This window comes from Actinomadura kijaniata (assembly GCF_014138665.1).
Classification (GTDB): domain Bacteria; phylum Actinomycetota; class Actinomycetes; order Streptosporangiales; family Streptosporangiaceae; genus Spirillospora; species Spirillospora kijaniata.
This window is the reverse complement of the sequence record NZ_JACJIA010000028.1, coordinates 1-25,617: the sequence shown is the minus strand read 5'-3', so window position 1 is coordinate 25,617 and position 25,617 is coordinate 1. Positions and strand designations below refer to the sequence as shown.

General features: G+C 70.0%; 25 protein-coding genes, 4 tRNA genes and 1 CRISPR repeat array. Of the genes, 19 read left to right on the top strand and 10 right to left on the bottom strand.

Translation table 11 applies throughout. The annotated features are described in order from the left end of the window. Positions 1-20 precede the first annotated feature (20 nt). On the bottom strand, positions 21-1,538 hold the full coding sequence (casA, locus tag HNR61_RS46115; RefSeq protein WP_182849487.1) for a type I-E CRISPR-associated protein Cse1/CasA: 1,518 nt from the start codon (positions 1,536-1,538) through the stop codon (positions 21-23). 165 nt (positions 1,539-1,703) lie between these two features. After that, positions 1,704-4,544, bottom strand: a complete 2,841-nt coding sequence (cas3, locus tag HNR61_RS46110; protein ID WP_246445194.1) for a CRISPR-associated helicase Cas3' — start codon at positions 4,542-4,544, stop codon at positions 1,704-1,706. 186 nt (positions 4,545-4,730) lie between these two features. Then, positions 4,731-5,490: direct repeats of the CRISPR family, unit length 28 nt; unit sequence GTTCTCTCCGCGCGAGCGGAGGTGGTCC. Between the two features lie 166 nt (positions 5,491-5,656). On the opposite strand from cas3, the gene HNR61_RS46105 reads away from it, so the two are divergent. Then, positions 5,657-5,720, top strand: a tRNA-OTHER gene (locus HNR61_RS46105). Between the two features lie 222 nt (positions 5,721-5,942). Here the strand turns inward: HNR61_RS46105 and HNR61_RS47180 are convergent. From HNR61_RS47180 to HNR61_RS46085, 5 genes are all read right to left on the bottom strand, one after another. Continuing rightward, positions 5,943-6,089, bottom strand: coding sequence for a hypothetical protein (locus tag HNR61_RS47180; protein ID WP_220510611.1), 147 nt, complete (start codon positions 6,087-6,089; stop codon positions 5,943-5,945). Positions 6,090-6,147: 58 nt separating this feature from the next. Continuing rightward, positions 6,148-6,723, bottom strand: a complete 576-nt coding sequence (locus tag HNR61_RS47175; RefSeq protein ID WP_220510610.1) for a site-specific integrase — start codon at positions 6,721-6,723, stop codon at positions 6,148-6,150. Between the two features lie 436 nt (positions 6,724-7,159). Beyond that, positions 7,160-7,792 carry a DUF6461 domain-containing protein gene (locus HNR61_RS46095; RefSeq protein ID WP_182849485.1) on the bottom strand — a complete coding sequence of 211 codons (633 nt, stop codon included), beginning with the start codon at positions 7,790-7,792 and terminating at the stop codon, positions 7,160-7,162. A gap of 546 nt (positions 7,793-8,338) precedes the next feature. Beyond that, entirely contained in the window at positions 8,339-8,518 is a 180-nt protein-coding gene (locus HNR61_RS46090; protein WP_182849484.1) for a hypothetical protein, read from the bottom strand. 53 nt (positions 8,519-8,571) lie between these two features. After that, positions 8,572-9,540 (bottom strand): Clp protease N-terminal domain-containing protein, encoded by a 969-nt coding sequence (locus HNR61_RS46085; protein ID WP_182849483.1) that lies wholly within the window; start codon positions 9,538-9,540, stop codon positions 8,572-8,574. Between the two features lie 1,133 nt (positions 9,541-10,673). On the opposite strand from HNR61_RS46085, the gene HNR61_RS46080 reads away from it, so the two are divergent. The 3 genes from HNR61_RS46080 (at position 10,674) to HNR61_RS46070 (ending at position 12,833) form a co-directional block, all read left to right on the top strand. Next, complete coding sequence (locus HNR61_RS46080) at positions 10,674-11,021, top strand: hypothetical protein (RefSeq protein WP_182849482.1); 348 nt, start codon at positions 10,674-10,676, stop codon at positions 11,019-11,021. An 82-nt stretch (positions 11,022-11,103) separates the two neighbouring features. After that, positions 11,104-11,544: a YybH family protein gene (locus HNR61_RS46075; RefSeq protein WP_182849495.1), complete on the top strand. Its 441-nt coding sequence runs from the start codon at positions 11,104-11,106 to the stop codon at positions 11,542-11,544. A gap of 734 nt (positions 11,545-12,278) precedes the next feature. Beyond that, entirely contained in the window at positions 12,279-12,833 is a 555-nt protein-coding gene (locus HNR61_RS46070; RefSeq protein ID WP_182849481.1) for a winged helix-turn-helix domain-containing protein, read from the top strand. On the opposite strand, the gene HNR61_RS46065 is transcribed toward HNR61_RS46070, so the two are convergent. Both HNR61_RS46065 and HNR61_RS46060 read right to left on the bottom strand, forming a co-directional pair. Further along, on the bottom strand, positions 12,811-13,293 hold the full coding sequence (locus HNR61_RS46065) for a hypothetical protein (RefSeq protein WP_182849480.1): 483 nt from the start codon (positions 13,291-13,293) through the stop codon (positions 12,811-12,813). The two genes, HNR61_RS46070 and HNR61_RS46065, sit on opposite strands and share 23 nt — an antisense overlap. A gap of 92 nt (positions 13,294-13,385) precedes the next feature. Then, on the bottom strand, positions 13,386-13,877 hold the full coding sequence (locus HNR61_RS46060) for a hypothetical protein (RefSeq protein ID WP_182849479.1): 492 nt from the start codon (positions 13,875-13,877) through the stop codon (positions 13,386-13,388). Positions 13,878-14,249: 372 nt separating this feature from the next. Here HNR61_RS46060 and HNR61_RS46055 point away from each other — a divergent pair, with 372 nt between their 5' ends. The 5 genes from HNR61_RS46055 (at position 14,250) to HNR61_RS46035 (ending at position 18,133) form a co-directional block, all read left to right on the top strand. Beyond that, positions 14,250-14,798 (top strand): RNA polymerase sigma factor, encoded by a 549-nt coding sequence (locus tag HNR61_RS46055; RefSeq protein ID WP_182849478.1) that lies wholly within the window; start codon positions 14,250-14,252, stop codon positions 14,796-14,798. Continuing rightward, positions 14,795-15,082, top strand: a complete 288-nt coding sequence (locus tag HNR61_RS46050) for a hypothetical protein (protein WP_182849477.1) — start codon at positions 14,795-14,797, stop codon at positions 15,080-15,082. Before HNR61_RS46055 ends, HNR61_RS46050 begins: the two co-directional genes overlap by 4 nt. A 224-nt stretch (positions 15,083-15,306) precedes the next feature. Further along, entirely contained in the window at positions 15,307-16,407 is a 1,101-nt protein-coding gene (locus HNR61_RS46045) for a DUF5753 domain-containing protein (RefSeq protein WP_182849476.1), read from the top strand. Positions 16,408-16,486: 79 nt separating this feature from the next. After that, positions 16,487-17,311 (top strand): SAM-dependent methyltransferase, encoded by an 825-nt coding sequence (locus HNR61_RS46040; protein WP_182849475.1) that lies wholly within the window; start codon positions 16,487-16,489, stop codon positions 17,309-17,311. A 90-nt stretch (positions 17,312-17,401) separates the two neighbouring features. Then, positions 17,402-18,133: a protein phosphatase 2C domain-containing protein gene (locus tag HNR61_RS46035; RefSeq protein WP_312898426.1), complete on the top strand. Its 732-nt coding sequence runs from the start codon at positions 17,402-17,404 to the stop codon at positions 18,131-18,133. Here HNR61_RS46035 and HNR61_RS46030 read toward each other — a convergent pair. Continuing rightward, the gene (locus tag HNR61_RS46030; RefSeq protein ID WP_182849473.1) at positions 18,130-19,158 is read right to left on the bottom strand and encodes a hypothetical protein; all 1,029 of its coding nucleotides are present in this window, start codon (positions 19,156-19,158) and stop codon (positions 18,130-18,132) included. The two genes, HNR61_RS46035 and HNR61_RS46030, sit on opposite strands and share 4 nt — an antisense overlap. Positions 19,159-19,210: 52 nt before the next feature. Here HNR61_RS46030 and HNR61_RS46025 point away from each other — a divergent pair, with 52 nt between their 5' ends. The 10 genes from HNR61_RS46025 (at position 19,211) to HNR61_RS45980 (ending at position 25,435) form a co-directional block, all read left to right on the top strand. After that, complete coding sequence (locus tag HNR61_RS46025; protein WP_182849472.1) at positions 19,211-20,338, top strand: acyl-CoA dehydrogenase family protein; 1,128 nt, start codon at positions 19,211-19,213, stop codon at positions 20,336-20,338. A 111-nt stretch (positions 20,339-20,449) separates the two neighbouring features. Next, positions 20,450-20,525 (top strand) — tRNA-Thr (locus HNR61_RS46020). A gap of 163 nt (positions 20,526-20,688) precedes the next feature. Then, positions 20,689-20,761, top strand: a tRNA-Thr gene (locus tag HNR61_RS46015). A 300-nt stretch (positions 20,762-21,061) separates the two neighbouring features. Then, positions 21,062-21,135, top strand: a tRNA-Met gene (locus HNR61_RS46010). 121 nt (positions 21,136-21,256) lie between these two features. Next, positions 21,257-21,421 (top strand): 50S ribosomal protein L33, encoded by a 165-nt coding sequence (gene rpmG, locus HNR61_RS46005; RefSeq protein ID WP_067812252.1) that lies wholly within the window; start codon positions 21,257-21,259, stop codon positions 21,419-21,421. 325 nt (positions 21,422-21,746) lie between these two features. After that, entirely contained in the window at positions 21,747-22,184 is a 438-nt protein-coding gene (locus HNR61_RS46000) for a MaoC family dehydratase N-terminal domain-containing protein (RefSeq protein ID WP_182849471.1), read from the top strand. Then, on the top strand, positions 22,184-22,609 hold the full coding sequence (locus HNR61_RS45995; protein ID WP_182849470.1) for a MaoC family dehydratase: 426 nt from the start codon (positions 22,184-22,186) through the stop codon (positions 22,607-22,609). The genes HNR61_RS46000 and HNR61_RS45995 overlap by 1 nt, the downstream gene beginning before the upstream one ends. Positions 22,610-22,732: 123 nt before the next feature. After that, positions 22,733-23,800: a UDP-N-acetylmuramate dehydrogenase gene (locus HNR61_RS45990; protein WP_182849469.1), complete on the top strand. Its 1,068-nt coding sequence runs from the start codon at positions 22,733-22,735 to the stop codon at positions 23,798-23,800. 37 nt (positions 23,801-23,837) lie between these two features. After that, a complete protein-coding gene (locus HNR61_RS45985; RefSeq protein WP_312898425.1) occupies positions 23,838-24,704 on the top strand; it encodes a GntR family transcriptional regulator in 867 nt (288 codons plus the stop codon). 101 nt (positions 24,705-24,805) lie between these two features. Next, positions 24,806-25,435, top strand: a complete 630-nt coding sequence (locus HNR61_RS45980) for a class I SAM-dependent methyltransferase (RefSeq protein ID WP_182849467.1) — start codon at positions 24,806-24,808, stop codon at positions 25,433-25,435. Positions 25,436-25,617 lie beyond the last annotated feature (182 nt).

Below are 25,617 nucleotides of genomic sequence, written 5' to 3'. Positions count from 1 at the left end.
TGCCGGGGGTCGACGTCGGGTCAGGCCTGGCGTTGGGGTTTGCGGCGGCCGCCGTACAGCTCCAGCCGGGCGTGTTCGACGGCGCGGGCGCTGCGGGTGTCGCGGACGCGGGAGCCGGTGACGTGGTCGAACGTGGTGGTGGCGGCGGTGCGGAACGTGCGCCAGGGGTCCTGGAAGTCCTGTCGGCGCATCCGCTGCCAGAAGATCTCTTCTGCGGCTGGCCAGTAAGTGGCGGCGGCGTGTTCGGACCACGGGCAGGGGCCGAGCTTGCTGTCGGTGATCGCTGCCCAGGCGCGTTTGACGGCGTAGTCGAGGCGCCGTCCGTACAGCTCGCCGGCGGTGCGCAGGTCGCCGATGCGGCGGGCGGTGCGCGGGTCGTAGTCGTTGATCCGAAACAGCAGCGGGGGTGTGGTGGCGGAGACGAACTGGATGTCGCGGGTCTTGCCGTCCTGCTCGAAACCCAGCGCCCGCACCTTGAACGCACCGAGCTCGTCGAGGTTGTCGAAGACCGCGGGGCGGCGGGGCTGAGCGGTGGTGGTGTTGTCGAGTTGGAGCAGGCCGTCCAGGTCGCGCCATAGGGCACGGCCGGAGTCGGCGGGGCGGGCGTACAGGTTGCCTTGCTGGCTGAGCTGGTGGATGAGGTAGGCGTCGCCGGTGGACGGCTGCTTGGCGCGGCGGCCCCAGGTGATGTAGGCGTCGACGACCTGGTCGCCGGTGGCGTCGGGGACCAGCAGCAGCGCGTGCTGCCAGCCGCCGGTCAGGCGGGAGCAAGGACCGGGGTAGGGGTGGGGCTCGCGGGGGGCCGCGAGCGGGTCGGGGAGTTCAGGCAGCTCCCAGGGGCAGGGGTCGTCTTGCCTGCGCAGTCCCCGTGGTGGCGGGGTGAGCCCGGCCAGCAGTGTCTGCAGAAGGGTGTCGCCCTCGGGATGGTAGGACAGGCTGGTCCGCAGCGGTCCGGCAGCGACGTCGGCGGCACTGACGGCACCGTGGCTGCGGGTGCTGCAGCGACCTGAAGGCCCGTAGTACAGCCATACCAGCAGAGCCGCGAAACCCTCATCGGCGGGCAGGGGGATGGGCGACTGGTCCCAGTGGTGACCGAACCAAACGGAGTTGTTGCCGGCCGGACGGCCCAGGGCCAGCTTGTTCACCCCGGCGCTCTTGGGGCAGACGTCGGGGTCGGCCAGGCGGGGATCCTGCAGGAAGGGGAACCGTGGGGAGAACAGGTCGAAGCGGTCCGCCCACTGGTGGAAGTAGCCGCGGACGGCCTCAGCGGGGAGCGGCCCCTGCAGGGCCTGGTAGCGGCGGTCCTCCCAGTCCTCATCGTCGCGATCCTCATCCAGACCGGTGATCCGGGCCGTCAACGCATAAAGCAGCCGGTAGAGCGCCGACAGCGCGGGCGGTGGCGTGATGGCCAAGGCTTCGATCTCGTGAGCGTGCAGGAGGAGATCCTGGAGTCCGACGCGCGGCGGGCGGTCGGGGTGGGGGGAGCGCCAACGCACCTCGGCCCACTGGCGCGTGGCCAGGTCGAAGCTTGGTCGCATTGCACGGCACCCTTCGTCTAGGGGCGGAACAAGCAGGTCATTAAGCTGTTGCTGCGCTCCTCGCGCGAGCGAGGGTGATCCGTGGAGGTGGGCCAGCAGCTCCGAACTCGTACGGATGTCCCTGCGCAGGCGGGGGTGAAGCCCGAAGTGATGGGTTCGGGACGCTCAGCTACCGAACCTAGGCAATTGGAGCTGGGCTAGGCCGGTCTTTGGGTGGTATTGGACTGGTCCTGTCCGTATGCGGCCAGCCCAACCCCCCTCGGGTGCGCGACGCATCGCCAACAAGGCCCAGCCACGCAGGACCGAGTTGTCCTGCCATGACTGCGGCGCATCCAGGAGGTCGGCGTCGTCGCTCAGCCAACTGCCCGGCACGGGGATCACGTGTTGGGCGATCAGACGGGCCTGAGGCGCGGTGACCCGTGTCTTGCCGTGGAGGCCGGGGACGGGCAACTGGCCTTCTTCATCCAGGGTCCACCGGTCGGGAGCCTGTTCGTAGAGGCAGACCAGACGTGCCGAATCAGCGCCCAATCGGGTAGCGATCATGGCTTCGTCGACCGGTACCGACGTGTTGCTCAGCCTCCACAGGTCATGGAGGCGTCGCTCGTAAGGCGGATCGATCCCGACGATCTCGGCCAACTGCCGTTGCGCTGCCTGCTCGGCCAACCGTTGCCCGTCGGCTGCTTGGAGAGCGGAAGCGGCCGTATCATCCAACGCCCTGACAGAGGCGAACTCGGCGTCATAGACGGCGTCCACCAGTCGCTGCACATCACCGGGCACCTGGACGGCGGCCGTGCCCTGCTCTTGGAGCAGACGGCTCGTGCGGCGGAGCAGCGACTCGTCATAGACCGTGCCCCACTCCTTGGGCACGACGAACTCGCCGCTGCGGTCCACCGGGTCCAGAACGACCATGAGGGGGTCGGCTTCGATCCACCGAGGGCGGCGTCCCTGGTGAGGGTCCTGGTCTTGGCCGCGATGCCGTTGGCACCGGCCAGCGCGCTGCAACAGCAACGCCATGGGAGCCAGGTCGGTGATCAGCAGGTCGAAGTCCAGATCCAGGGACTGCTCGACGATCTGCGTCGCCACCAGCACCGCGTGTGGGCGTTGTCCCCGTTTGCCGAAGTCCTTCTCGCAGGCGTCGGTGATCGCGGCGCGGTCTGCGGCGCGGAACCGCGAGTGCAGCAGCCTCAACTCCGGTGGTTCGGACCCCGACTCTCTCAGCGAGGCGAACCACCGCGCGAGATGTTCGTAGGTCTCCTGGGCTTCCAGAACCGTCGTGCAGCAGATCAGCACGCATCCGCGGTCATCACGCACGACCGGGTCCAGCAGCGTCTTGATGACCTGCAGTCGGTGGTCTGAGCGGTCGACGTCATCGCCACGGGTGACGGGGCGAATCTGGAACCGAAGCGCGCGTTCCCGTTCACTGCGTACCTGCCGTGGAGCGCTCACCTGTCCCGTGGCCGCATCGGCGAACAACCAGCCCGGGTACCGGGTGGCGACCGGCTCCGTCAGTGCGTGGTGGCCGGCACCGCGCAGATAGGCCTCCACCAAAGCCCGGGCGGACGCACCGGTGAGGGTGGCTGACAACAGCACTACCGGAGCGCCCAGCGCACCCAACCACTCCAACAGCCGCACCAGCAGTTGATGCATCCACGCGTCGTAGGAATGCGCCTCGTCGACGACCACGACCTTGCCCGATAGCGCCAACAATCGCAGGATCCCGTACTTCACCGGCAGCACGCCCGTCAGGCCTTGGTCCACGGTGAATGTGCTCAACGGAGCGATCAGGCCGCGCCTGCTGGCATGCAGCCAACGGGTCGCCTCGACCGAGGCCGGCTGTTCGGTCACCACCGCTTCGGCACCCGCGGCATCCGCTGCGTTGTCGGTTGCGGTATCGGTCGACAACCACGCCATGCTGTGAACGCGTGTCAGCGCCGCGTCCTCCAGCAGCGCCCGTTCACAGAACTCCTTCACACGACTGTGCATCGCGTCGGTCGTTGCCATGGTCGGCAGGCAGAACCCCAGCCCGCCCGTTCCGCAGGCACGCCCCAGTACGGTCGTCCCAAACAGCGCCACCTCGGTCTTGCCGTCCCCCGGCGGAGCCGTCACCAGCAGCAACCCCGGCCCCCCGACCATCGCAGGCAGCTCATTCGCCACTGAGGCCTGAAGCGGGTTGGGCTTGAACGGAAACAACTCCTCGAACGAGCTGTCGCGGAACACCGCGCGCCCCAGGCCGGCCTGGCGCACAACCTCTGGAGCGTCCGCCACCGCACGTTGCCAGTGCGCTAGCAGCGCCTCCTCAGAGGCCACCCAGTCGGGTGCGGGTATCCGCGCTGTGATGAACGATTCCTGGCTGGCCAGCCAGTCCGCGATGATCACCAGGCCCGTGACTGCAACCGCTAGCGCAACCGGAAGCCGCTCTTGCAGCGGTTCCCACGCCCCGGTCAACTTCTGTAGGGCCAAAGCATGGGACCGAGACTGCTCCTCCCACACGCCCTGGCCAATGCCGTCCCGAGCCCCACGAGGATCACGCAGATCCCTCGCAGCTAGCGCCGGGCAGAAAGCGCCGTGGTGCCCGCCGAGCATCTGAGCGATCTGATGGCCGACATGACGCCGAGCCGACGGCCCCCCTGGATAGCCCAGCTCCTGGAAGAGCTGCGCCAAGATCCACTGCGACACCTCGTTGTGGCGTAGCCCCTGAACCGGATCGTCCAGCCCATACTCAGGCGCTGCAGCAACGAGGTCCTCGTAGAGCTCTTCGACAAGAGCCTGAAACGACGGAGAGACCTTCCCCAGGTCATGCAGGCCAGCCCAGAAACAGATAAGAGAGCGCGCCTCTTCTCTGGAGATCTTGCTGAAGGGACCAGACTGAAGTGCGGGAAGTCCATCAACCCACGCATCCCAGAGGGCTCCGGCCACTGCAGCGGTGTCGACGAGGTGACAGACCGCAGGGTAAGGGGCTGGGAGCCCAGCGTGCTTGCCCCACAGGCGCGCATCAACACTCAACATCTGTGGAGGGCCTTGAGGCGGCATGAGCAGCTCCAAAACGGCAGCACTGTCATCGCCCACCGCATCACATGCCACCGACAGAATGCGAGGAGCCCCTCTAAGCTGCTTCCATGACCGCTGTTCACCCGCACCGCAGTGTGAGGTTGCAGAATGGTAACGGTGGTCTTTAAGTGCAGGTCAGTAAGTGTTCTCTCCGCGCGAGCGGAGGTGGTCCGCGATCGTTGAAGCTCTCGCAGCCGAGCGAGCCGTTCTCTCCGCGCGAGCGGAGGTGGTCCGCGCGCCGCCGTGTCCTACGACACTCCGTATGCGTTCTCTCCGCGCGAGCGGAGGTGGTCCGTACGAGCGCGACCACCCGCGCCCGTCGACGGCGTTCTCTCCGCGCGAGCGGAGGTGGTCCGACCTGCGCGGTCCATTCGGGGTCGTCGGCGTGGTTCTCTCCGCGCGAGCGGAGGTGGTCCGATCGAGGTCGGGTACGACGTGCCCGACGTCTGGTTCTCTCCGCGCGAGCGGAGGTGGTCCGTTACATATCCGGCTTTTCTGGGGCATCTTTCCGTTCTCTCCGCGCGAGCGGAGGTGGTCCGTCGTCTACGTCGAGACCCCCGCCGGCGACATCGTTCTCTCCGCGCGAGCGGAGGTGGTCCGCGGCTCCGCGCCCGACGAGAGGGGAGCGACCAGTTCTCTCCGCGCGAGCGGAGGTGGTCCTCAGGTGCGTTGGGTGCGGACGCGGAACCGGGCGTTCTCTCCGCGCGAGCGGAGGTGGTCCATCGACGCGCACGGCGATCAGTACCACCCCGTCGTTCTCTCCGCGCGAGCGGAGGTGGTCCGGGCGACAGCGAGGCCTTGGTCGTCCAGGCCAAGTTCTCTCCGCGCGAGCGGAGGTGGTCCGTCCCACCACCTGGCGGTCGTCAACGCCAGCGGGTTCTCTCCGCGCGAGCGGAGGTGGTTCGGCGTGGACGACCATGTGGATGTGCGGTTGAAGCGCTCCCCGCGGGGGCGAGGGCGGGCTGGCTTCAGGGGCGCTTTCGTTGCTGTGGTGACCTATTTGGGCCCCAAGAGCATTTGTGTTCGCCGCAACTTTGGAGATCGTCCAGGTCGCGCTAGGTGCGCGAGTAGGCGGGCAAGCGGACTGTAAATCCGTCGGCTTAGCCTACGCAGGTTCGAACCCTGCACCCGCCACCTCAGTGGGAACGGCCCCTGACCAGCACGTATGGTCCGGGGCCGTTGGCCTTTCCGGAACCCGCCAGTGCAGCCGGATGCCACGATGTGCCGCCGTCTGTCGCTGGTCGCGGGATATGCGCGGGATGAAACCAAGAGAGTTTTCCCAGGTGGCCCCAGTAATAGCGAAGGGCTCCGGGATGACCCGGAGCCCCTCCGCCCGTCGGCGCGTATTCGGCACGATCACTCGCCCAGCGCGCCGTCGATCCGCTTGTTCGCCTGCTCCTGCTGGCCCTCGATGCACTTGGCGTAGATCTGGAGCAAGACCTTGACGCTGTGCCCCGCCCGTTCGGCGACCTCTGTCGCGGGGACGCCGGAGTTGAGCCACAAGGAGACCCCGGCATGTCGCAGGTCATATGGCCGACGAGCGAGGGGAGAGGCCACCTGGTCAGGGGTGAAGGCCAGAGTCCGGATCTCGGCCCAGACGTCGCCGTAGGCCGTCGATGCCGCCGCGTTCGGTCTGGAAGATCCGCCCGTCAGCCGCAGTCCCGAACTCCTCGATGTGCTCGCGCAGGATCTCCATCAGGACGGGCAGGATGGGAACCGTTCGGACCTCGTTCACGCGCCGCAGCTTGAGCCCGCGCTTCTCATGCGTCGTCCCGCTGCCCGTCCAGCGCGAGTTGGTCTCAGGAAGCGACTTGGTCAGCACCAGCCGACCCCAGCCGCTCTCCGGAAGGTGGCAGTCGTCGCGGCAGAGCGCCACGGCCTCAGCGGGACGAAGCGCGGCGTAGTAGAGGCAGGCATAGAGCGCCCGCAACCGCCGCCCGCGCCTCCGCTTGCCCACGTAGGTGGCCGCCGTGAGACATTCCCGCATCTGCCGAGGCCCGATCACTACGCGCCAGTCCACCTCTTCCGCCAGCTTGGGAGGCGTCCACTTGACCTTGTCCATGGGGTTCTGGTCGAACTCCTCCAGCTCAACGGCGTACTCGAAGGCGTTGTACAGAACTGCGCGCTTGCGCGACACCGTCGAAGCCGCCGCCTTCTTGCCGTCAAGGGCGGCGGCGCTCGCGCCGTTGGCGCGGCCCGCCGCCTGCGCCGCCGGAGCGTGCGGCGTGGGCGCCGGTCTCCGGCGGCGCGCGCCTGGCCGCGCATCGGCGACGCCCCGACTTATCGCCCGGCTGAACGGCAGTCACCAGTCCGCGCCGCCGCTCAGAGTTGACGGGCGCAGGCCGCCAGCCAACTCGCGTTGCTCGCCCTGCGGGTGCCTACGGCGTTGGACGGCAGCCCGCTCACATGACCACAAGCAGAGGTTGGACAGTGCCTCCGGCGGGGGCCTCTGACTCTGGGAAGCTCAGCCCGCGCGCAGCGGTTGTCGGGGGTTGAGGTGGAAGCCTGATCTTCCCGTCTGCCGTCGTCCCGATCGGAGATCTACCAGACCGGGACGACGGGAGACGGGAAGATCAGGCCTTGGTCGCGCTCCAGGGCACGAGCCCGGCGGTGAAGGTCGCCTGGCCGAGAAGTTCCGGCGTGAGATGAGCACCTGTCAGCCGCGCAGCCAGGGCGAATGCCGCCTCAGTCGTCAAGGAGTCGGCGACTTCTTCCTCGTCCGCTCGTAGATCGAAGCCCACCTCCGCCATCAGTTCCACGAGCTCGTCAGGGGTGGAACCGTCTCTGTCGATCGGGAAGAGCGGTTCGAAGAACGTCCGGAGTGTCCCGTCCTCGTACCAAAGAAACCGGTCATGTGCGTTGACGTTGCAGAAGTGGGCGACCAGGCGGGTACCGCTCGACAGCGGCGCCACCAGATGAGGCAAAGTGCCCAGGTAGCCGTTGATTTCCAGGCCGAGCACCCACTCGCCCTGATCACCAGGGACCGTGGTGGCCCCGATCAGGTACTCGTTGCCGGAGTGTTGCTCCCAGACATCCCTGGTTCGCTGCTCCAACTCGGTGTACCCGGAGAGGTTCCCTTGGGGCTTGGCCTGCATCCCCCGCAGGAACTCCTGCACGGTCACCCCTCGAACCAGGACCACGCAGTACGCCTCGGCCAGGTCGGAGTAATCGTTGATCCACTGATAATCGGTCGCGGTGATTGCCATCGGACCACCATGCCAGGAACACGAAGCTCAGACACGATCGTCAGTGCAGGTGACGGCAGTGAGAGCGCGCGGGATATGTGCGGGATGGATCACCGAGCGAGTGTCCTTCGGATGACTTCCATACCAGGTCAGTGGGGGAGGGACGCCGTGATCCATGGTGCACTGTAAATCCGTCGGCTTAGCCTACGCAGGTTCGAACCCTGCACCCGCCACCTCAGTGGGAACGGCCCCTGACCAGCACGTATGGTCTGGGGACGTTGGCCTTTCCGGGGTCGTCGCTCTACGGCTGACCGCGCCCCAGGAGTCGGCGAGCCCCACGGCCGATACTGCGGCGCGGGCCGGACGGTGAGGAACTCCAGCGGGATGCCGCGCCCAAGGCGTTCGTGCTCGTGCACCACCAGCGGGACCGCCGTCTCGGCAGCGCGTATCTCGCTCGCCAGGGCCAAGCCGCGCTCCAGTTCGGGATGCACGGCGGCGCGGGTCCGAATGGCGCCCCTGCCTCGGGAAGTGCGGCGTGGAGAACCGGCCGGGGCCGCGGTCGACTCGCTAGACGCCGGGCCGGATGAGCACGACCCAGCGGCCGTTGGTCGTCGGCTGGGCTTCCAGGTCGATCTGCGCGATGTCGCCGAGGTGTTCCGCGGCCTGGTGGCAGGGCAGCAGGTCCCAAGCCGGATGGACCTCGTCCTTTGTGCCCGTGAGTTCTGCACAGGCAGAACTCACGGGCACAAAGGGCATCGGAGCGTTCGGGTATCCAGGTGTCCGCTACCGGGGATCAGCAGTCAGGACGCGGTAGGGCGTCGAAGACCGGCCGGTTCCACGCCGAGCGCCGCCAACAGCCGGACACTGCGGTTGCCCGGCTCGCTGAGCAGCCGCTCCAGCAGCTCGGAGGTGCCGCCGGCCATCGTGTCCTTGAGCAGTTCGCGCGGCGGCACCGTGTCCTGCCCCAGGTCGGTACTCGCCATCACCGCACGCACCGCTTCGTGGTCCACCCCGGCCTCGACCAGGGCCCGGCCCCCGGCGTAGTCGGCCTCGGTCCCTTTCACCAGATGCGGATAGGCCTGCGCGACCGCGTAGGTCCGCAGCATGCCCAGCAGGACATCGTCGGTACGGATCTTCCCGCCATGCTGACGGGCCAGTTCCCCGGCCTCCAGGCGCGCCCACAGCACCGGGTGGGCGGCGGCGTTGATCGGCATCATCTTGACCAGCAGCGTCGTCCAGAACTGTCCCAGCTCACGGGGCTTGTAGCGGCGGCGGCCCACCAGGGCGTCGCGGGTGGAGCGCAGTTCCGGCGGGACGGTGTCCTCCACAGTGGGGACCTGTCCCGACCGCACGGCGCGCTGCAGCGCAACGACGTCCACCCCGCATCCGTGCAAGTAGTTCACCGCCCCGCAAGACGGGTCGTCCAGGAGGGCCACCAGCAGATCCGCCGGCGAGCGCTCGACGCCCGAGCCGGCCACCGACGGTTGCTCCTGGCACCGGGCGAGCGCAGCCGCCCCGGCCGTGCTGAGCGTGAGCGAGCGGTCCTCCTTCCCGGCCACCGGGACCTCGACCGTTCCAGACTCCTCCTCCATCTCCCCGACGCCCCGGCGGATCACGTGCGGCGTGAGGTCGTAGGGGGCGAGGAACTCCTGAACACGTTCGTCCCCGCTGACGCAGGCCAGCAGGATGTGCGTGCTGGCATGACGCATTGCGTAGATCGGGCCGAAGACGGAGAGCAGGGCCTGGTCAGCGCAGAAAACTGAGGTCATGCGAAAGATCATGGCTGGGGGCGCGGAAACGCCGCATCATCCCATGGTCGAAACCGGTACGCCGAAAGGCGGTATCGGCCCTTGGAGAAGGTCGGTACAGAAATGAGCGGTAGAGCATGTGACCAGCGTCGATGCCACCTCGTGGACCGGACGGAGCCAGAGAACGGCCTCCCGACCCTCCCCAAGGGCAGGGTCGACCGAATATGGAACCACGGCTTCGCCACGGCAATGCGTACCTTCCGCGTCCCTTGAACCCTGACCCAGAGAACCTGGCGCTGGAGTGGAACGTGGCCTCGATGAAGTTGGCGCCGGTCAGGTTCAGACCGATGGCGCCCCAACGGGCGCGGGCATCAGCTTGAAGGTGAGCCCGCAGGATACGTTGGGCGGTGGGTCGAACCTGATGTTCCTCATGCGGATCGCGCGTGGACGCAGGCGGGGTGTAGGGCATGCGCAGGTAGACGCAGATGGTGTTGACGATGGTCTGCTGGTGGTCGGGGTTGGCGTTGGCCAGCCGTTCCGGGGTGTACAGCGCGGTCAGACGGACCGAGGTCCGGTCGGAGCCAAGCTAGCTAGCGGCGGTGTCGTAGAGCCCGGTCTCGGCGCTTGGTGGCGTTGTGCTGGTCGTGAGCGTGGGCGTCCTCGACCAGGCGCTGGCGACGATAGGCCATCACCAGCGCAAACAACGCTCCCACCCCGGCCACGGTGTCCGGGGCGAACTAACGCGGCCGTCGGAGCGACGGCGCCGATCGCGGTGTGGGCGGACCATGTGGCGTTTGAGCGCCACCCATCAACCGCAGTCGGGACACACGATCATCGTCTCCGGGCCGTCGGCTCGGGCTTCGGACGCAGGTCCAGGTGGGTGATGGGAAGATCGCCGACGTAGATCGGGGGCCAAGGAGCCGGGGTGCGCGCACTCCAAACGCACCGGCCGAAACCGGGCGGTGCCTCCTGGGCAGCGCTCACGTGCCTGGGACTGGAAGGCGCACGCGCCGGAGCGGAAGCAGACCATGACAGCGGGGTTGCAATTTGCGTTCAATCAATTACGGAAAGTAGTTAGCCGGGGGGTTCGCCACGTCCCGCCCCCAAGCCCCCGGCTCGCTCGGCCGGAGGCGCCCCCCGAAGGGAAGTCCACGATGCTCAAGTCGATCCATCTCGCCCTGCGAACCGCCACCCCCGAGCGGGGATTCGGCGACACCCGAACCGGGACCACCGGGCGGGTCTACCTGGGGCTCGCTGGCCGAGAGTGGCGCTGCCGCTCCGAAGAGGACAACGACCCCTTCCGCCTGGGCATCTTCCGCGAGGACGTGCGGTTCGAGTTCGTGAACTGCAACGGCACGCCCGCGCTCGCCGCCTACGGCGGCGACCACCTGGAGGCCGTCTTCCTGACCGACGTCGCCGACGAGAAGATCACCCACTTCTACGTCATCCGCAACCCCGACAAGCTCCTCGCGCTGGGGGCGCCCCGCCGGATCAGCCGGTAGCGGCACCTCACACTCCGGGCGGCTGCGTCGTCATAGGAGTGGAAAGCCGGGTTCTCACGCCGAAAAGGAAGGACGAGTGGCGATGCCGACGCAGCGCGAGACGGACGAGGCCAGGATCAGGCGCCACATCGACGAGATCGTCGAAGGGATCAAGGCCAAGGACCTTGAGGCACTGAAGCGGCTCTACGCGGCGGACGTCGTCTCCTTCGACGTGGAGCCGCCGCTGCGGCACGTGGGGGTGGAGGCGAAGGCGAAGAACTGGGCGAACGTGTTCCTGCTCTTCGAGGAGGCGAGCTACGAGGTCGCGGACCTGACGTTCGCCGTGGGCGACGACGTGGCGTTCGGGCACGGCTTCGGCCGGCTGAGCGGCACGTTGAAGGACGGGACGGTCACGAAGGGCATGTGGGTCCGGGCCACCTTCGGCTTCCGGAAGATCGACGGCGAATGGCTGATCGTGCACGACCAGGTGTCCGTGCCGTTCGACATGCGGAGCGGCAGAGGGGTGACCGACCTCGAACCCTGACGGGCCGCGACGAGCAGGCACGAGGACCCGACGGCGTACCGCCGCCGTCCCTGTCCCGGAGGTCGGCGAGGCCGCGATCGCGGTCACCGTTCGGTACGAGACCCGGCCGCCCGCTCGTCGTGCTGGTCGGCACCATCCGGTCGTGGGTGCACCGGATCCTCCGTCACGGGGACGGGCAGGAGCTCTCGGCCCGGCAGAGCCACTTCCTGCCGGGCGGCCGGCGGGACCGGGCCAGGCCGTGACGGCTGCGGGGGCTGCCGCTAAGAGGTGCCCACACCTGAGCGGTGATCCGGGGGCGGGGTGGGTTCAGCCGGCGGGCGTTTGGTTACTGACCGTGACTGCCGTATTCGCTTGGGGCGGAGTGGCGTCGGTCGTGGGCCAGGTGTCCGGGGTGTCGAGCGGCTCGGGTGTTCGCGCCTCGTCGACTCGGGCCGGGGGACCAAGCGGATGCCGTCCCGGCCCCGTGGCCCGGTCGGCGACAGACTTCCTGACTTTGGTTGACTCTCGCCGGGGTCGCTCTCAGGCGATCTTCCTTGGTCTTGTCCACCGGTCCCTGATCTGGCCCTCCACGGGGTTCACAAAAACCTTGCCCATCGCCCCGGTGGTTATTTCACCATTTGAAATCGCCACCGGGTCTACCCCGCGCCAGGGCCCTATCTGCGAGAACAACCCAAGATCATCGTTTGCCCCGCCGGTCGGGGGCGCGGCAGCCTGGACGGGAGCAGGAGATGTCGGTGTCCGACTCCGCCCATCACGACGTCATCCGAGAGCGGGAACCCGAGGACGGTCCGGCCGGCTCCGGCCCCGGTCCGGCCGACTGCGTCGTCATCGTCACCCAGCGGCTCGGCAGCACCCAGGGGATCAACGGCCTCCTGGACGAGGACCTGATGGTGATCCTCACCCGCTGCCCCCGGCAGGCGGTCGAGGTGCTCACCCGGCCCCGGTCTCCGCTCGCCCGGCCCGTCGAGGCACCGGTCACGTTCGGTGACCTTGAGATCCACGGCCTCCAGCAGCGCGTGCACTGGCGGGGCCGCCGGGCCGACCTCGGCGAACGGGAGGTCCGGCTGCTGCTCCACCTCGCCGGACGCGCCGGAGGCACCTGCTCGCTCGCCGAGCTCGCCGCCCACGTGTGGGAGGCCGAGTACGGGGTGGACGCCCCGGTCGTCCACAGCGCGGTGCAGCGCCCGCGCCGCAAGCTGGCCGAGGCGGGCATCGAGGTCAGGATCGAGTCCGTCCGGGGGTACGGCCTGCGTCTGCTCGCGCGGGTCAGCGACCCGCGCACGCCCTGAAACCGTAGGTCTCGGCGAAGGCCAGCGCCTTTCCCTCCTCGGGACCCCGCTCCTCGGCCCGGCGCAGCACCGAGGCGGCGCGCCCGTCGTCACCCGCGCGCACGGCGGCCCTGGCGTCGCGGGCCAGCAGCGTCATCCGCTCGGCGAACCTCCGGTGGGGGCCCAGGAAGCCCTCGCGCAGCTTCGCGGCGTCGGAGGGCGGCGGGGGCACCGCCTCGATCCGGGTCACCATGTCGGTCATCAGCTCGGCCGTCGAGGCGAACTCCTCGACCTGCTCGCGCACGTTCGACGGCTCCCGCTCCGGGGGGCGCCGCCGGCCCTGCGCGCACACCGCGTCCACGGCCGCGATGTAGGCGGGCTTGGTCTGCGTCCGTGGGGCGGGAGCGGACTCCCCGCACGCCGCGGCCCCGGCGCCGACCACCGCCAGGGCGAGCGCGACCGCCGTCGTCCGACGGGCCATTCCATGCTCCGTTCCCTTTTCCGGAAAACGGCTCCGGCGCGGAGCCGACAGCGCCGGAACCGTTTTTCAGGAATCGTTCAGCGACGACCTTCTCAACATGTGACCCGGCGTTCGGTGGGCTTTCCGCCGTGGTTGTTGTCGATGCCCGAGTGCAGCGAGACGATCCGCATCGACGTCCAGTTGCGGTAGAGCGGGTCGCCGCCGGAACACTTCCAGCCGGCCGTCGCGGAGACGGTGAACGCCTCGCGCCCCTTCTTGACCTCCTTGGTGGCCTTGGTGCGCCAGAACAGCACGCCGCGGTACTGCTCCAGCCGTACCTGGATGGCGATCTTCGTGCCGGCCGACGCCCGCTTGCAGGTGATCGTGGAGGTGGTCTTGATGTACCTGCCCGACTTGTAGGGCTTGCCGGTGCTGGTCTTCTGCCCGTTGCACTTGCGGACGCCCTTGGTCTGGACGCCGCCGTCCTCGGCGGTCGCGACCTGGGCGGGGTTCGGGGCGGTCTGGGCCGCGGCCGGGGCGGCCGTCGCCAGGCTCGCCGCGGCCGCGCCGCCGAGCACGAGCGCGGCCATTCGAGTGGATTTCATGGCGGTTCCTTTCGGACGTTCTTCATGTCCTTTTCCGGCACCGCCAAGAATGGCCGCCCGTTCATGGGGAACTCGATGTCGCCCTCTCGTTGTTTTCTCGTCGATTCGTCATCGGGGCGATGAAGGGGCCCGAGGATCCGGTGTGGCCCCCGCCGGACCGCGGACGGCCGCCCCCACCCCGGGGCGGACGGGGTGCCGCCGGGCGCGAGGATCATGGGGTGAATCCTTTGCGGGTGTGGCGGCCTCTCATGGGGGTCCCGGCGACGGTGCCGGGACGGGACCGGGAGGTTGTCATGATCATTGGTGCCGTCGTCGTGGCCGTGCTCGTCTGCGCGTGCGGGGTGACCCTGGCGCGCCGGCGGGGGCGCTCGCGTGGCTGAGACGGGCTGGCCCGGCGCGGAGCTGATCGCCGCCGCGCAGGGCGGGGACGTCGAGTCGATCACCGCGTTGGTGGCCGGGTCGCATCCGCACGTGCGGCGCTTCGCCCGCTCGCTGTGCGCCTCGCCCGAGGACGCCGAGGACGCCGCGCAGGAGGCGTTGATCATCCTGTACCGCAGGATCGGGACGCTGCGGGCCTCCGGCGCGCTGGCCTCGTGGATGTTCCGCATCGTGCGCAACGAGTGCCTGCGGCGGGCGCGGCCGGCGCCGCGGCACCGCGAACCGCCCCCCGACACCGGCGCGGTGTCGGCCGAGGAGGAGGCGCTGCGGCGCCTGGAGGCGGGCCGGGTGGCGGCCGCGATCGCCGCCCTGCCCGCCGACCAGCGCCGCGTGCTGATCATGCGTGACGTCCAGGGGCACAGCGGACGGGCGGTCGCCGACGCGCTCGGCCTCAGCCTGCCCGCGATGAAGTCACGGCTGCACCGCGCTCGCGCGACCGTGCAGCGCACCCTTCAGGGAACGGACCGAGGAGGCGGCGGATGAACGGTGGACGGGGTTTCGCGAGCGCGTCGCTCGCCCGGCACCTGCTGCGCGGCGCGGTGGGTTTCGGCGCCCTGGTCGGCTCGGTCGCGCTGCTGCCGGTGCTGGGGCCGGTCGGCCTGCTGCTCGCGCCGGTCGGCCTGCTCGCGCTGCGCGGCTGCCCGACCTGCTGGGCGATCGGGCTGGTGCAGACCGTGTCGATGGGCCGGTTGCGCCGCTCCTGCGGTGAGGACGGCTGCGAGCTGACCGTGGCCGAGCCCGTCCGGCCGCGCCGCGGTGCCGGTTGAGAAACCACCGGTCCGCGAGATGGGCCCGGCTCCCCGGGGGAGCCGGGCCCATCTCGCGGAAAGGGATGTGCTATTTGCGGGGATTGGTCGTTTTATACGGGTTTAGCTGATGGTGATGGTGGCGGGTTTTGTGGCGCATGACCGGAATTCGTGACGATTTGCTGGCAGCATGTTCGATCGGGGCGGTGGTGAGGACAGCGCAAGATCGAATGGACCCCGGAATCATGGACGAGAGTCGTACGGATCGGTATGCGGCGGTGGTCTTCCTGCTCAGGCGCTGTTACGGCGTCGCGGGTGAACCCTCCTACACCACCATCGCGAAGGTCGCGGGGGAGAACGACGGGCGGCCCGGACCCGAGGGCGTGCTGATCGAGGCGATGGGCAAGTCCACGGCCAACGACATCCTGCTCGGCAAGCACAAGCGCGGCCTGCGGTGGCGGGCGGTCGAGACGCTGTGGGCGGTGCTGCACCTCATCGCGAAGGAGAGGGGGCTCGACACCGCCGACATGGTGTCGCGGGAGGAGCTGCACCGCTGCTACCACGCCGGGCTGTCGGCGGTCTCGCCCCGGAACGGCGCGCCGTCCCCGCGGGCGGAGGACCCCGGCGCCGACCGTCCCGACGTCGACCTGAACGCCCTGCGCCCCGGCGGACCGGGCGGCCGCGCCGCGCAGCAGGCGGCGGTGGGGCGGCTCCTCGAAGAGGTCCGGCGGCGCGGCCCCGACGCGTGGTGGCACGGGTTCCGGGACATCGTCCCCGGCTGGTTCGGGCCGTACCTGACGCTGGAGCCCGAGCTCAGGGACGTTCACACGTACGCGGCCCGCCGCGTCCCCGGCCTGTTGCAGACCCCGGACTACGCGCGGTACGTCATCGCCGACGACCTGCCCCACGCCTCGGCGGCCGAGCTGGACCGCCGCGTGGAGCTGCGGATGCGCCGCCGGCAGGTGCTGCACCGCACCGACCCGCTCAACTACTGGGCCGTCATCGACGAACGCGTCCTGGAGCCGGGCCCCTTCCCCGGCGTGCTGCGCGACCAGGTGGACCACCTGATCGCCATGGCCGAGGTCCGGCACGTCGTGGTGCAGGTGGTGCGGACCGGGGACGCCGAACGCATCATCACCGCCGGCCCGACGACCCTGCTGCGCTTCGGCGAGCCCCGGTACGGCGACCTGGTGTACCTGGAACAGCAGGACCACGGGCTCTACCTGCACGACAACGACGACGTCGCCCACTTCACGAAGAGCATCTTCGCCCTGCAGATAGCGGCCCTCCCGCCGAGCAGGAGCCTGGAACTCCTGCGGGAGGTCCGTGACCGGCTCCAGCCATGAGATTCCCGGCCCGTGCGCCGGCGCGCCCGGTCTGTTCTGATGGCAGGCGAAAGGGAGTCCGGCGGCACGGAGGCGAGCGATGGCCGACAACGAGCGGGAATTCTGGATCGAGGCGGAAAAGGATCTCTTCGAGGGGATCGACACCACCGTTCCGCACTCGGCGCGGATCTGGAACTACTGGCTCGGCGGCAAGGACAACTTCCCCGTCGACCAGGAGGCCGGGGACCAATACGCCGCGACGTTCCCGGCGATCCGCGAGCTGGCGCGCGCGTCCCGGGCGTTCATCGGGCGCGCCGTCACCTACCTGGCCGCCGAGCGGGGCATCCGGCAGTTCCTCGACATCGGCACCGGGCTGCCCACCGAGGACAACACCCACCAGGTCGCCCAGCGCGTCGCGCCCGAGGCCCACGTCGTCTACGTCGACAACGACCCGCTCGTCCTCACCCACGCCCGCGCCCTGCTCACCAGCCATCCCCGGGGCGCCACCCACTACATCGACGCCGACCTGCACGAGCCCGAGGACATCCTGGCGCGGGCCGGGAAGCTGCTGGGCTTCGACCGCCCGGTCGCGCTGATGCTGATGGGCATCATGGGGCACGTCGAGGACCACGACGAGGCCCGGTCGATCGTCCGGCGGCTGCTGGAGCCGCTGCCCTCGGGCAGCTTCCTCGCCCTCTACGACGGCACCGCGACCGACCCGGCGTTCCTGGAGGCCCAGCAGGGCTACGACGACACCGGCGCGGTCCCCTACCGGCTGCGCAGCCCCGAGCGGATCGCCGGGTTCTTCGAGGGGCTGGAGCCGGTCGAGCCCGGGGTGGTGCCGTTGCAGCGGTGGCGTCCCGACCCCAGCCCGGTCCCGCCGAAGGACGTGGACGCCTTCTGCGGGGTCGCCCGCAGGCCGTGACGCCCGGCCCCGCCCCGGAACTGTGCCCTGGTAGGTAGAGGCTTGTGGCGATTGGCGGTGGAAGGGGCGGGGGAGGACCGGGGCGTGCGGGTGAGTTTCGGAAGTGAGGCCACACCGGGCCGTGTCAACGAGGACTTCGTCGTCGCCGGACCACGCTGGGCGGTGGTGCTGGACGGCGCCACCGCCCCACCCGGGATCGACTCGGGGTGCGCGCACGATCCGGGCTGGCTCGTGCGGCGGCTCGGCGGCTTCCTGGGCGGGCGCCTGGCCGTCGAGGGCGGCGAACCGCTCGCCGACCTGCTCGCCGAGGGCATCAAGGCCGTGGGGGAGATGCACCCGGCCTGCGACCTCGGGAACCCCGACAGCCCCTCGGCCACCGTGGCGATGGTGCGGGTGCTGGACGGGCTCGTCGAGTGGCTGGTGCTCGCCGACTCCCCCGTGGTCGTGGACGACGGCGGGCTCGTCGTCGTGCGCGACGACCGCGTGGACCGCCTGCCCTCCTACACGCTGGAGGCGGTGCGGGCCGCGCGCAACAACGAGGGCGGGTTCTGGGTCGCCGGCACCCGGCCCGAGGCGGCCTACGAGGCGTTGACCGGGGCGCTGCCCGTCGAACGCGTCCGGCGCGTGGGCGTCTTCAGCGACGGCGCCGCCCGCCTGGTCGAGAGGTTCGGGCTGCTCGGCTGGGACGGCCTGCTCGACCTGCTCGACCGGGGCGGGCCGGGGGAGGTCATCCGGCGGACGCGGGAGGCCGAACGCGCCACCGACCCCGGCGGGCGCGGCAAGCGGTTCGACGACGCCACCGCCGTGCTGCTGCGGCTCTAGCCGGCGGCGGGCTTGACGTGCGGCCACCAGCCGGTCAGGTCCTCGGGCAGGTGCAGGCCGTCCAGCGTCAGCGAGCCGGGCAGCATCGGGTGCTTGCGGCCGGCCTTGAACGTGTGCCGGTAGGGCGGCGGGTCCAGCACGAGCACGCGCGTCCCGGCGACGGCGGGGATGTCGGCGGGCGCGCCCTCGTTGTAGACGCGTTCGCCGTGGGCGTCGTGCAGGCCCCACGGGCTCTCGATGATCGGCGGGTCGTCGGGGGCGTCGGCGTCGGTGAACCAGGCGATCACCTCCGGCGGGTACGGGTCGCCGGGCATCCCGTAGGAACGGCCGAGCAGCACCCCGCCCAGCAGCACGTGCAACTGGAAGTTGTCACCGATCCCGCCGATCGTCACCGTCCAGCCCCGGCCGGTCGCGCGGTCCAGCACCAGCAGGCGCTCGTCCTCCAGGACGCGCAGCAGCGAGGCGACCCACCCCATCTGGTGGCAGTGCTCGGCGAGCCGCCCCACCAGCGCCGCCTTGCCGTCGCGGTCGGTCACCGAGGCGCGCAACCGCGGCGACCTCGACAGCATCGTGTTCGCCGACAGCGCGAACTTCTCCATCGCGAACCACGACAGCATCGCCCCCACCGGGTCGGGCAGGTACGGGCTGACGGTGTTCACGATCTCCTGCGAGGGGGCGCCCTCGACCGGGCTCGGCACCGGGGCGCCGGACGCCGAGCGCCACGCCTCCTCGAACGCCGCCGAGGTCTCGGCCACCGCCAGCAGCGCGCGCAGCACCGGCTCGTCCACGCCGAACGTGGCCGCGCCGTTCTCGGCCCACGCCCCCGCGATGATCGCCAGCCAGCAGCCCAGGTTCGGCGGGGCGGCGGCGATCCCCTCGCCGAGCCGGGTCATCCCCATCGTCAGCACGGCGGGAGGAGCCTGCTGGGACTCGTGCATCAGCCGCGGCATCAGATCGCTGAACGCCTGGTCCTCGGCGACCGCCGCCCGGACGGTGGCATCCAGGAGCTGGAGGATTTCACTCATGGGGGATCACCCTGGCATACCCAATTCTAGAGCGAAATTCTAGGATGGGGTCATGGATGCTCAGGACTTCGCCGACGTACTGTCCGCCGTCCGCGCCTTCGTGCGCGAACGGGTCGTCCCGCGCGAGGAGGAGATCGAGGAGACCGACGCCATCCCCGCCGACCTCCGCGCCGCCGCCCGGGAGATGGGCCTGTTCGGGTACGCGCTGCCCGAGGAGTACGGCGGGCTCGGCCTGACGGTGGGCGAGGAGGTGCGGCTGGTCTTCGAGCTCGGCTACGCCAGCCCCGCGTTCCGGTCGATGTTCGGCACCAGCAACGGCATCGCCGGACAGGTCCTCGTGCACGCCGGGACCGCCGAGCAGAAGGCCGAGTGGCTGCCGAGACTGGCGTCCGGCGAGGTCGTGGGGGCGTTCGCGCTCACCGAGGCCGAGGCGGGCTCCGACCCCAGCACCCTCACCACCGCCGCGCGCCGCGACGGCGACCACTACGTGATCGACGGCGCCAAGCGGTTCATCACCAACGCCCCCGAGGCCGACGTGTTCATGGTCTTCGCCCGCACGGGCGGACCGGGGGGCCGGGGCGTCTCCACGTTCCTGGTCTCCGCCGGCGCCGCCGGCCTCAAGATCGGCCCGCCCGACGCCAAGATGGGCCAGCGCGGCGCGCACACCGCCGAGGTGTTCCTCGACGGCGTCCGCGTCCCCGCCACCGCGATGGTCGGCCCCGAGGGCACCGGCTTCCGCACCGCCATGTCCTCGCTGTCGCACGGCCGCCTCAGCATCGCCGCCGTCTGCGTCGGCCTGGCGCAGCGCATCCTGGACGAGACCGTCGCCTACGCGAGGGAACGCGACCAGGGCGGCCACCGCATCGGCGACCACCAGCTCGTCCAGGGCCTCGTCGCCGACTCCCAGACCGAGATCTACGCGGGCCGCGCCATGGTCCTGGAGGCCGCCCGCGCCTACGACGCCGGGGAGGACACCAAGCTCGGCCCGTCCTGCGCCAAGTACTTCTGCTCGGAGATGCTCGGCCGCGTCGCCGACCGGGGCGTCCAGGTCTTCGGCGGCATGGGCTACATGCGCGGCGTCGCCGTCGAACGCTTCTACCGCGACGCCCGCCTGTTCCGGATCTACGAGGGCACCAGCCAGATCCAGCAGCTCGTCATCGCCCGCTCCCTGCTGCGCTGACGGGCCGCCGGCGGCCCGCGCCCCCGCTCCGCCAATGATTTCGCATGTGGTGCGCGGGCCATGTATGGTTACACCTGTCGCCGCGACCGAGAGGAAGCGGAGGCGGGACCTGCCCCTTTAGCTCAGTCGGCAGAGCGTCTCCATGGTAAGGAGAAGGTCTACGGTTCGATTCCGTAAAGGGGCTCCAGAGCGACAGCCGCATCCGAGTGACGGGTGCGGCTTTCGTCGTTTCCAGGGCCGATCATGAATGCCGCCCCGTCGCGGTGGACCGGGGTGCGCAAGGGTTGCCCGAGCACGCCCGGGAATGTGTATTCTTGGCGTGGCCGCGTCCGGAAGGGCGCTGCTGACCTGCCCCTTTAGCTCAGTCGGCAGAGCGTCTCCATGGTAAGGAGAAGGTCTACGGTTCGATTCCGTAAAGGGGCTCGGTTCCACGAGGGCGTCACCCGCGGGCGGCGCCCTTCGTCGTTCCCGGACCCGTCCCGGAGCCGCCGCGCGCGCCGCCGGCCGGCGGCCCGGCGGTGGACCGTTTCGCTCACCCCGGCGCCCTGTGATAGCGTCCCTGCGGTCCGAACGGACGATTCGCAGGTCACCGCGACAGCGGGTAATCTGGGAACCGGTCCGTGACGGACCTCCCGGACCTGAGTCCCCCGCGCGGGGCCCTCACGATTCCGGGGTGCGGTGAACATCCGGTATCCTTTCATTCCGGTCCACCGCGACCATCACGGCGGGGTAGCTCAGTCAGGCAGAGCAAGCGGCTCATAATCGCTGTGTCGCCGGTTCAAGTCCGGCCCTCGCTACTACCTGAGCCTCTCGCCCCCCACCAGGGGGGCGAGAGCGCTGGGTTGATCCAACCACCGGCCGTCTCACGAGGACGGCCGTCGCAACGTCCTTGTCCCTAGCTCAGAAAGGCACTCCATCGTGGCTGCCACCGACGTCCGGCCGAAGATCACGCTGGCCTGCCAGGAGTGCAAGCACCGCAACTACATCACGCGGAAGAACCGGCGCAACGACCCGGACCGCCTGGAGATCAAGAAGTACTGCCCCAACTGCCGCACCCACCGCGCCCACCGGGAAACCCGGTAACCAAGGCCGGTAGAAGTACTGCCCGCTGCGCTTCCACACGGGGCCAGCACCCACCGCGCGCACCGCGAGACCCGATAACAAGGTTCTCCTCCCCGGCAGCTTCTGAACGCACAGCTTGCCCTGACGTTTTTCAGCCCGCTCTCGCAGATGAACACGCGCGAGGCGGGCTGAACGTCGTTACGGCCCCTTCTCCGGCCGCCCCGCCGCCCCCTCGCCGAACACCGTTCTGTTACCTTCCGATCGACCGGTAAGCGGGTGCTTGGGCGCGGCACCCGGCACGCGGCCCCTGTCCGACGGTTCTCACGCAAGCGGAGGGACGGATTGCATGGCACTCAACCGTGATTTCATCGGGCGGACGTTCCCGCCCACCGAGCCCTACGAGGTCAGCCGAGTCAAGATCCGCGAGTTCGCGGACGCGATCGGCGACCGCGACCCGGTCTACCGCGACCCCGAGGCCGCCAAGGCCCTCGGCCACCCCGACGTCATCGCGCCGCCGACGTTCCCGATCGTGGTGTCGCTGGGCAACCCGGCCCTCGCCGACCCCGAGCTCGGCCTGAACTACGCGATGGTCGTGCACGGCGAGCAGCGCTTCGAGTACACCCGCCCGGTCCGGGCCGGGGACGTGCTCACCTGCACCTCGACCGTCACCGAGATCAAGTCGATCGGCAACAACGAGAAGATGGTCATCGAGACCGACATCAAGACCGCCGACGGCGAGCTGGTCTGCCGGACGTACAACACCATCGTGGAACGGGGGGCCTGATGACCGCGCAGGTGAAGTACGACGACGTCGAGGTCGGCACCGAGATCCCCGCCCAGAGCTACCAGGTCGACCGCATGAACCTGGTGATGTACGCCGGCGCCTCCGGCGACTTCAACCCCATCCACTGGCGCGAGTCGCTCGCCAAGGCCGTCGGCCTGCCCGACGTCATCGCGCACGGCATGTACACGATGGCGCAGGGCGGCCGGTTCGTCACCGACTGGGCCGGCGACCCCGGCGCGGTCCTGGACTACGGCGTGCGGTTCTCCGCCCCGGTCGTGGTGCCCGACGAGGGCGGCGCGACGCTGGAGATCTCCGGCAAGGTGGAGGAGAAGCTGGACGACAACCGGGTCGTCGTGGCGCTCACCGCGCGCAGCGCCGGCCAGAAGGTGCTGACGCGCGCCAAGGCCGTCGTCCGCCTCGCCTGAGCCCTCCGGGGACCTGACGGAACGCCGAGGAAACGCGCCGACATACGATCGCGTGCGGCCGGGGCCCGTACCATCGCCCTCGGGTGCACGCGATCGTGCCGTCTTACAGGGAGGACAGACCACGTGGCGGTCTTCGCCGAAGAAGTCAACCTCGCCGGGTACACCACACTGCGGCTGGGCGGCCCGGCCCGCCGGTTCGTCGAGGCCACGACCGAGGCCGAGCTGGTCGCCGCCGTCCGCGCCGCCGACGAGGCCGGCGAACCGGCCCTGGTGCTCGGCGGCGGCAGCAACCTGGTGGTCTCCGACGACGGCTTCCCCGGAACGGTCGTCCACGTCGGGACCCGCGGCACCGAGCGGCTGTCCGGCGAGGGCGGCCACGTCACGGTCCGCGTGCAGGCGGGCGAGGAGTGGGACCCGTTCGTCGCGCGCTGCGTCGAGGAGGGCCTGGCGGGCGTGGAGTGCCTGGCGGGCATCCCCGGCCGCGTCGGCGCCACCCCCATCCAGAACGTCGGCGCCTACGGCCAGGACGTCAGCGAGACGATCGTCGAGGTCCGCGCCTACGACCGGCGGACCCGCAAGGTCGTCTCCCTGGACCGCGAGGCGTGCCGCTTCACCTACCGGCACAGCGTCTTCAAGGGCTCGGACCGGTACGTCGTCCTCGACGTCACCTACACGCTGCGCGAGACCGAGGAGTCCCGCCCGGTCGCCTACGCCGAGCTCGCCCGCACGCTGGGCGTGGAGACCGGCGCCCGCGTCCCGCTGAAGGAGGCCCGCGAGGCCGTCCTGGAACTGCGGCGCGGCAAGGGCATGGTCCTGGACCCCGCCGACCCCGACACCCGCAGCGCCGGATCGTTCTTCACCAACCCCATCCTGGAGCCCGACCAGCTCGCCGCCCTGGAACGCCGCGTCGCCGAACGCCTCGGCCCCGACACGGCCCCGCCGCGCTACCCCGAGCCCGACGGCCGCACCAAGACCTCCGCGGCCTGGCTCATCGACCGCGCCGGGTTCGCCAAGGGCCACGCCCGCGGCCCGGTCCGGATCTCCACCAAGCACACCCTCGCGCTCACCAACCCCCACGCCGGGACCACCGCCGACCTGCTGGCGCTTGCGCGCGAGGTCCGCGACGGGGTCCGCGGGGCGTTCGGCGTGGAACTGGTCAACGAGCCCGTCCTCGTCGGGGTCTCCCTCTGACGAATGGTGCGCGCCTCACCAGGGATGAATTCTCTGCGTGAAGTGCTGTCCTCTGGCAATTGATTTACCCGTGCCGGAAGGCGTCCACTGCGTTCCCACCCGAGCCGTTCGCGCGCATGATGTGTATCAGGGACGGGGTTCTCTTCACCCTCGCGGTGCCCCCGACCGCGGGAGGACCCCGGTGGGGCGGAACAGGATCGTGGCCATTCCGCGTCCCCGGACGGGACTGGGACTGCGCCCTCAGCTGAGTGACGAGGTCGCCACCCGGATCCGGGAGCTGATCATGGAGGGTCGGGTGCGGCCGGGCGAGTTCCTCCGGCTGGAACGGCTGGCCGCCGAGTTCGGCATCAGCGTCACTCCGGTGCGCGAGGCGTTGCAGTCGCTGCGCAGCGAGGGCTTCGTGCAGCTGGAGCCACGCCGCGGCTTCATCGTCGCCCCGCTGTCCAAACGCGACGTCACCGACCTGTTCTGGGTGCAGGCGACGATCGCCGCCGAACTCACCGAACGCGCCGCCGCCCGCGTCACCACCGACACCGTGCGCGAGCTGGCCGCCATCCAGCGGAGCCTGGAGCAGGCGGCCGCCGCCGGCCGCCCCGACCTGGTGGAGGAGCGCAACCACGACTTCCACCGGAAGATCAACCAGGCCGCCGGGTCACCGAAGCTGGCCTGGTCGCTGGCCTCGGTCGGCCGGTACGTGCCGCGCGGGCTGTACGCGCGGCTGCCCGACTGGCCCGCCCTGGCCGTCCACGACCACCAGCGCGTCCTGGCCGAGCTGCGCCGCGACGCGCCCGCCGCGGCCGGGGCCCGGATGCGCACCCACATCATGCGCGCGGGCGAGCTGCTGGTCGCCCACCTGGAACGCCAGGGGATGTGGCGCCCCGAGCTCGACGAGGTCGCCGACTAGGGGCTGTCCCGCGATCATGTGACGGGACGGTCAGTCTCAGGTGCGGCTGTCGGCACGGGCCCGGAGAAGCTGTGGACGCGCGGGTGTTAGCTTCCCTTCCCATGATGGAGTACCAGGACCAGACCAGGGCGGCCTACGATGGGGTCGTCGAGCTGTATGCGTCGATGTTCGCTAATCGGTTGGAGGCGCAGCCGTTCTCGCGGAACATGATCGGTACCTTCGCCGAGCTGGTGCGCGAGACGGGGAATCCGCGCGCAGCCGACGTCGGCTGCGGGCCCGGACATCTGACGGCCATGCTGCACGACCTGGGGCTGGACGCTTTCGGGCTCGACCTCTCACCGGGCATGGTCGACCACGCCCGGCGGGCCCATCCTGCGCTGCGGTTTGACGAGGCGCGGATGGAGGCGCTGCCGGTCGAAGACAGCGCGCTCGGCGGCGTGCTGGCCCACTACTCGATGATCCACACCCCTCCTGAGGATTTGCCCGCGCTGCTCGCCGAGCAGGTGCGTGTCCTGGTGCCGGGGGGCTTGCTCCTGGTCTCGTTCTTCGCGACCGACGGATCAGAGCCGGTCCACTTCGACCACAAGGTGACGTCCGCCTATAGCTGGCCGGTGGACCGGTTCGCCGAGTTGCTGGCCGGGGCCGGGCTCGTTCCGTTCGCCCGGCTGCTCCACGACCCCGCCTCCGAACGGGGCTTCCTCGACGCCCACCTGCTGGCCCGCCTCCCCTAGGCAGTATTAGGTGATCATGTGACGGGGTGGCGGAGCCAGATGCGGATCGAAGCGACGTCGATGGTGCCCTGGTAGATGCGTTCTCGCTTGATGCCCCTATGGATGTCAAGCCGTGGAGGGTAGTGCGCGGTTTGGGGGGCTGGGGTTGGTGATGAGCTGGTAGATCTCGCGGGCGATGTAGC

Bases quoted from the DNA above. Each gene is read 5' to 3' on its own strand.
- HNR61_RS46045 (WP_182849476.1), top strand. From the start codon at position 15,307: ATGGACGAGAGTCGTACGGATCGGTATGCGGCGGTGGTCTTCCTGCTC.
- HNR61_RS46040 (WP_182849475.1), top strand. From the start codon at position 16,487: ATGGCCGACAACGAGCGGGAATTCTGGATCGAGGCGGAAAAGGATCTC.
- HNR61_RS45995 (WP_182849470.1), top strand. From the start codon at position 22,184: ATGACCGCGCAGGTGAAGTACGACGACGTCGAGGTCGGCACCGAGATC.
- HNR61_RS46060 (WP_182849479.1), bottom strand. From the start codon at position 13,877: ATGAAATCCACTCGAATGGCCGCGCTCGTGCTCGGCGGCGCGGCCGCG.
- HNR61_RS46025 (WP_182849472.1), top strand. From the start codon at position 19,211: ATGGATGCTCAGGACTTCGCCGACGTACTGTCCGCCGTCCGCGCCTTC.
- HNR61_RS46000 (WP_182849471.1), top strand. From the start codon at position 21,747: ATGGCACTCAACCGTGATTTCATCGGGCGGACGTTCCCGCCCACCGAG.
- HNR61_RS46080 (WP_182849482.1), top strand. From the start codon at position 10,674: ATGCTCAAGTCGATCCATCTCGCCCTGCGAACCGCCACCCCCGAGCGG.
- casA (WP_182849487.1), bottom strand. From the start codon at position 1,538: ATGCGACCAAGCTTCGACCTGGCCACGCGCCAGTGGGCCGAGGTGCGT.
- cas3 (WP_246445194.1), bottom strand. From the start codon at position 4,544: ATGTTGAGTGTTGATGCGCGCCTGTGGGGCAAGCACGCTGGGCTCCCA.
- HNR61_RS46075 (WP_182849495.1), top strand. From the start codon at position 11,104: ATGCCGACGCAGCGCGAGACGGACGAGGCCAGGATCAGGCGCCACATC.
- HNR61_RS46065 (WP_182849480.1), bottom strand. From the start codon at position 13,293: ATGGCCCGTCGGACGACGGCGGTCGCGCTCGCCCTGGCGGTGGTCGGC.
- HNR61_RS46050 (WP_182849477.1), top strand. From the start codon at position 14,795: ATGAACGGTGGACGGGGTTTCGCGAGCGCGTCGCTCGCCCGGCACCTG.
- HNR61_RS45980 (WP_182849467.1), top strand. From the start codon at position 24,806: ATGATGGAGTACCAGGACCAGACCAGGGCGGCCTACGATGGGGTCGTC.
- HNR61_RS46030 (WP_182849473.1), bottom strand. From the start codon at position 19,158: ATGAGTGAAATCCTCCAGCTCCTGGATGCCACCGTCCGGGCGGCGGTC.
- HNR61_RS46085 (WP_182849483.1), bottom strand. From the start codon at position 9,540: ATGACCTCAGTTTTCTGCGCTGACCAGGCCCTGCTCTCCGTCTTCGGC.
- HNR61_RS46095 (WP_182849485.1), bottom strand. From the start codon at position 7,792: ATGGCAATCACCGCGACCGATTATCAGTGGATCAACGATTACTCCGAC.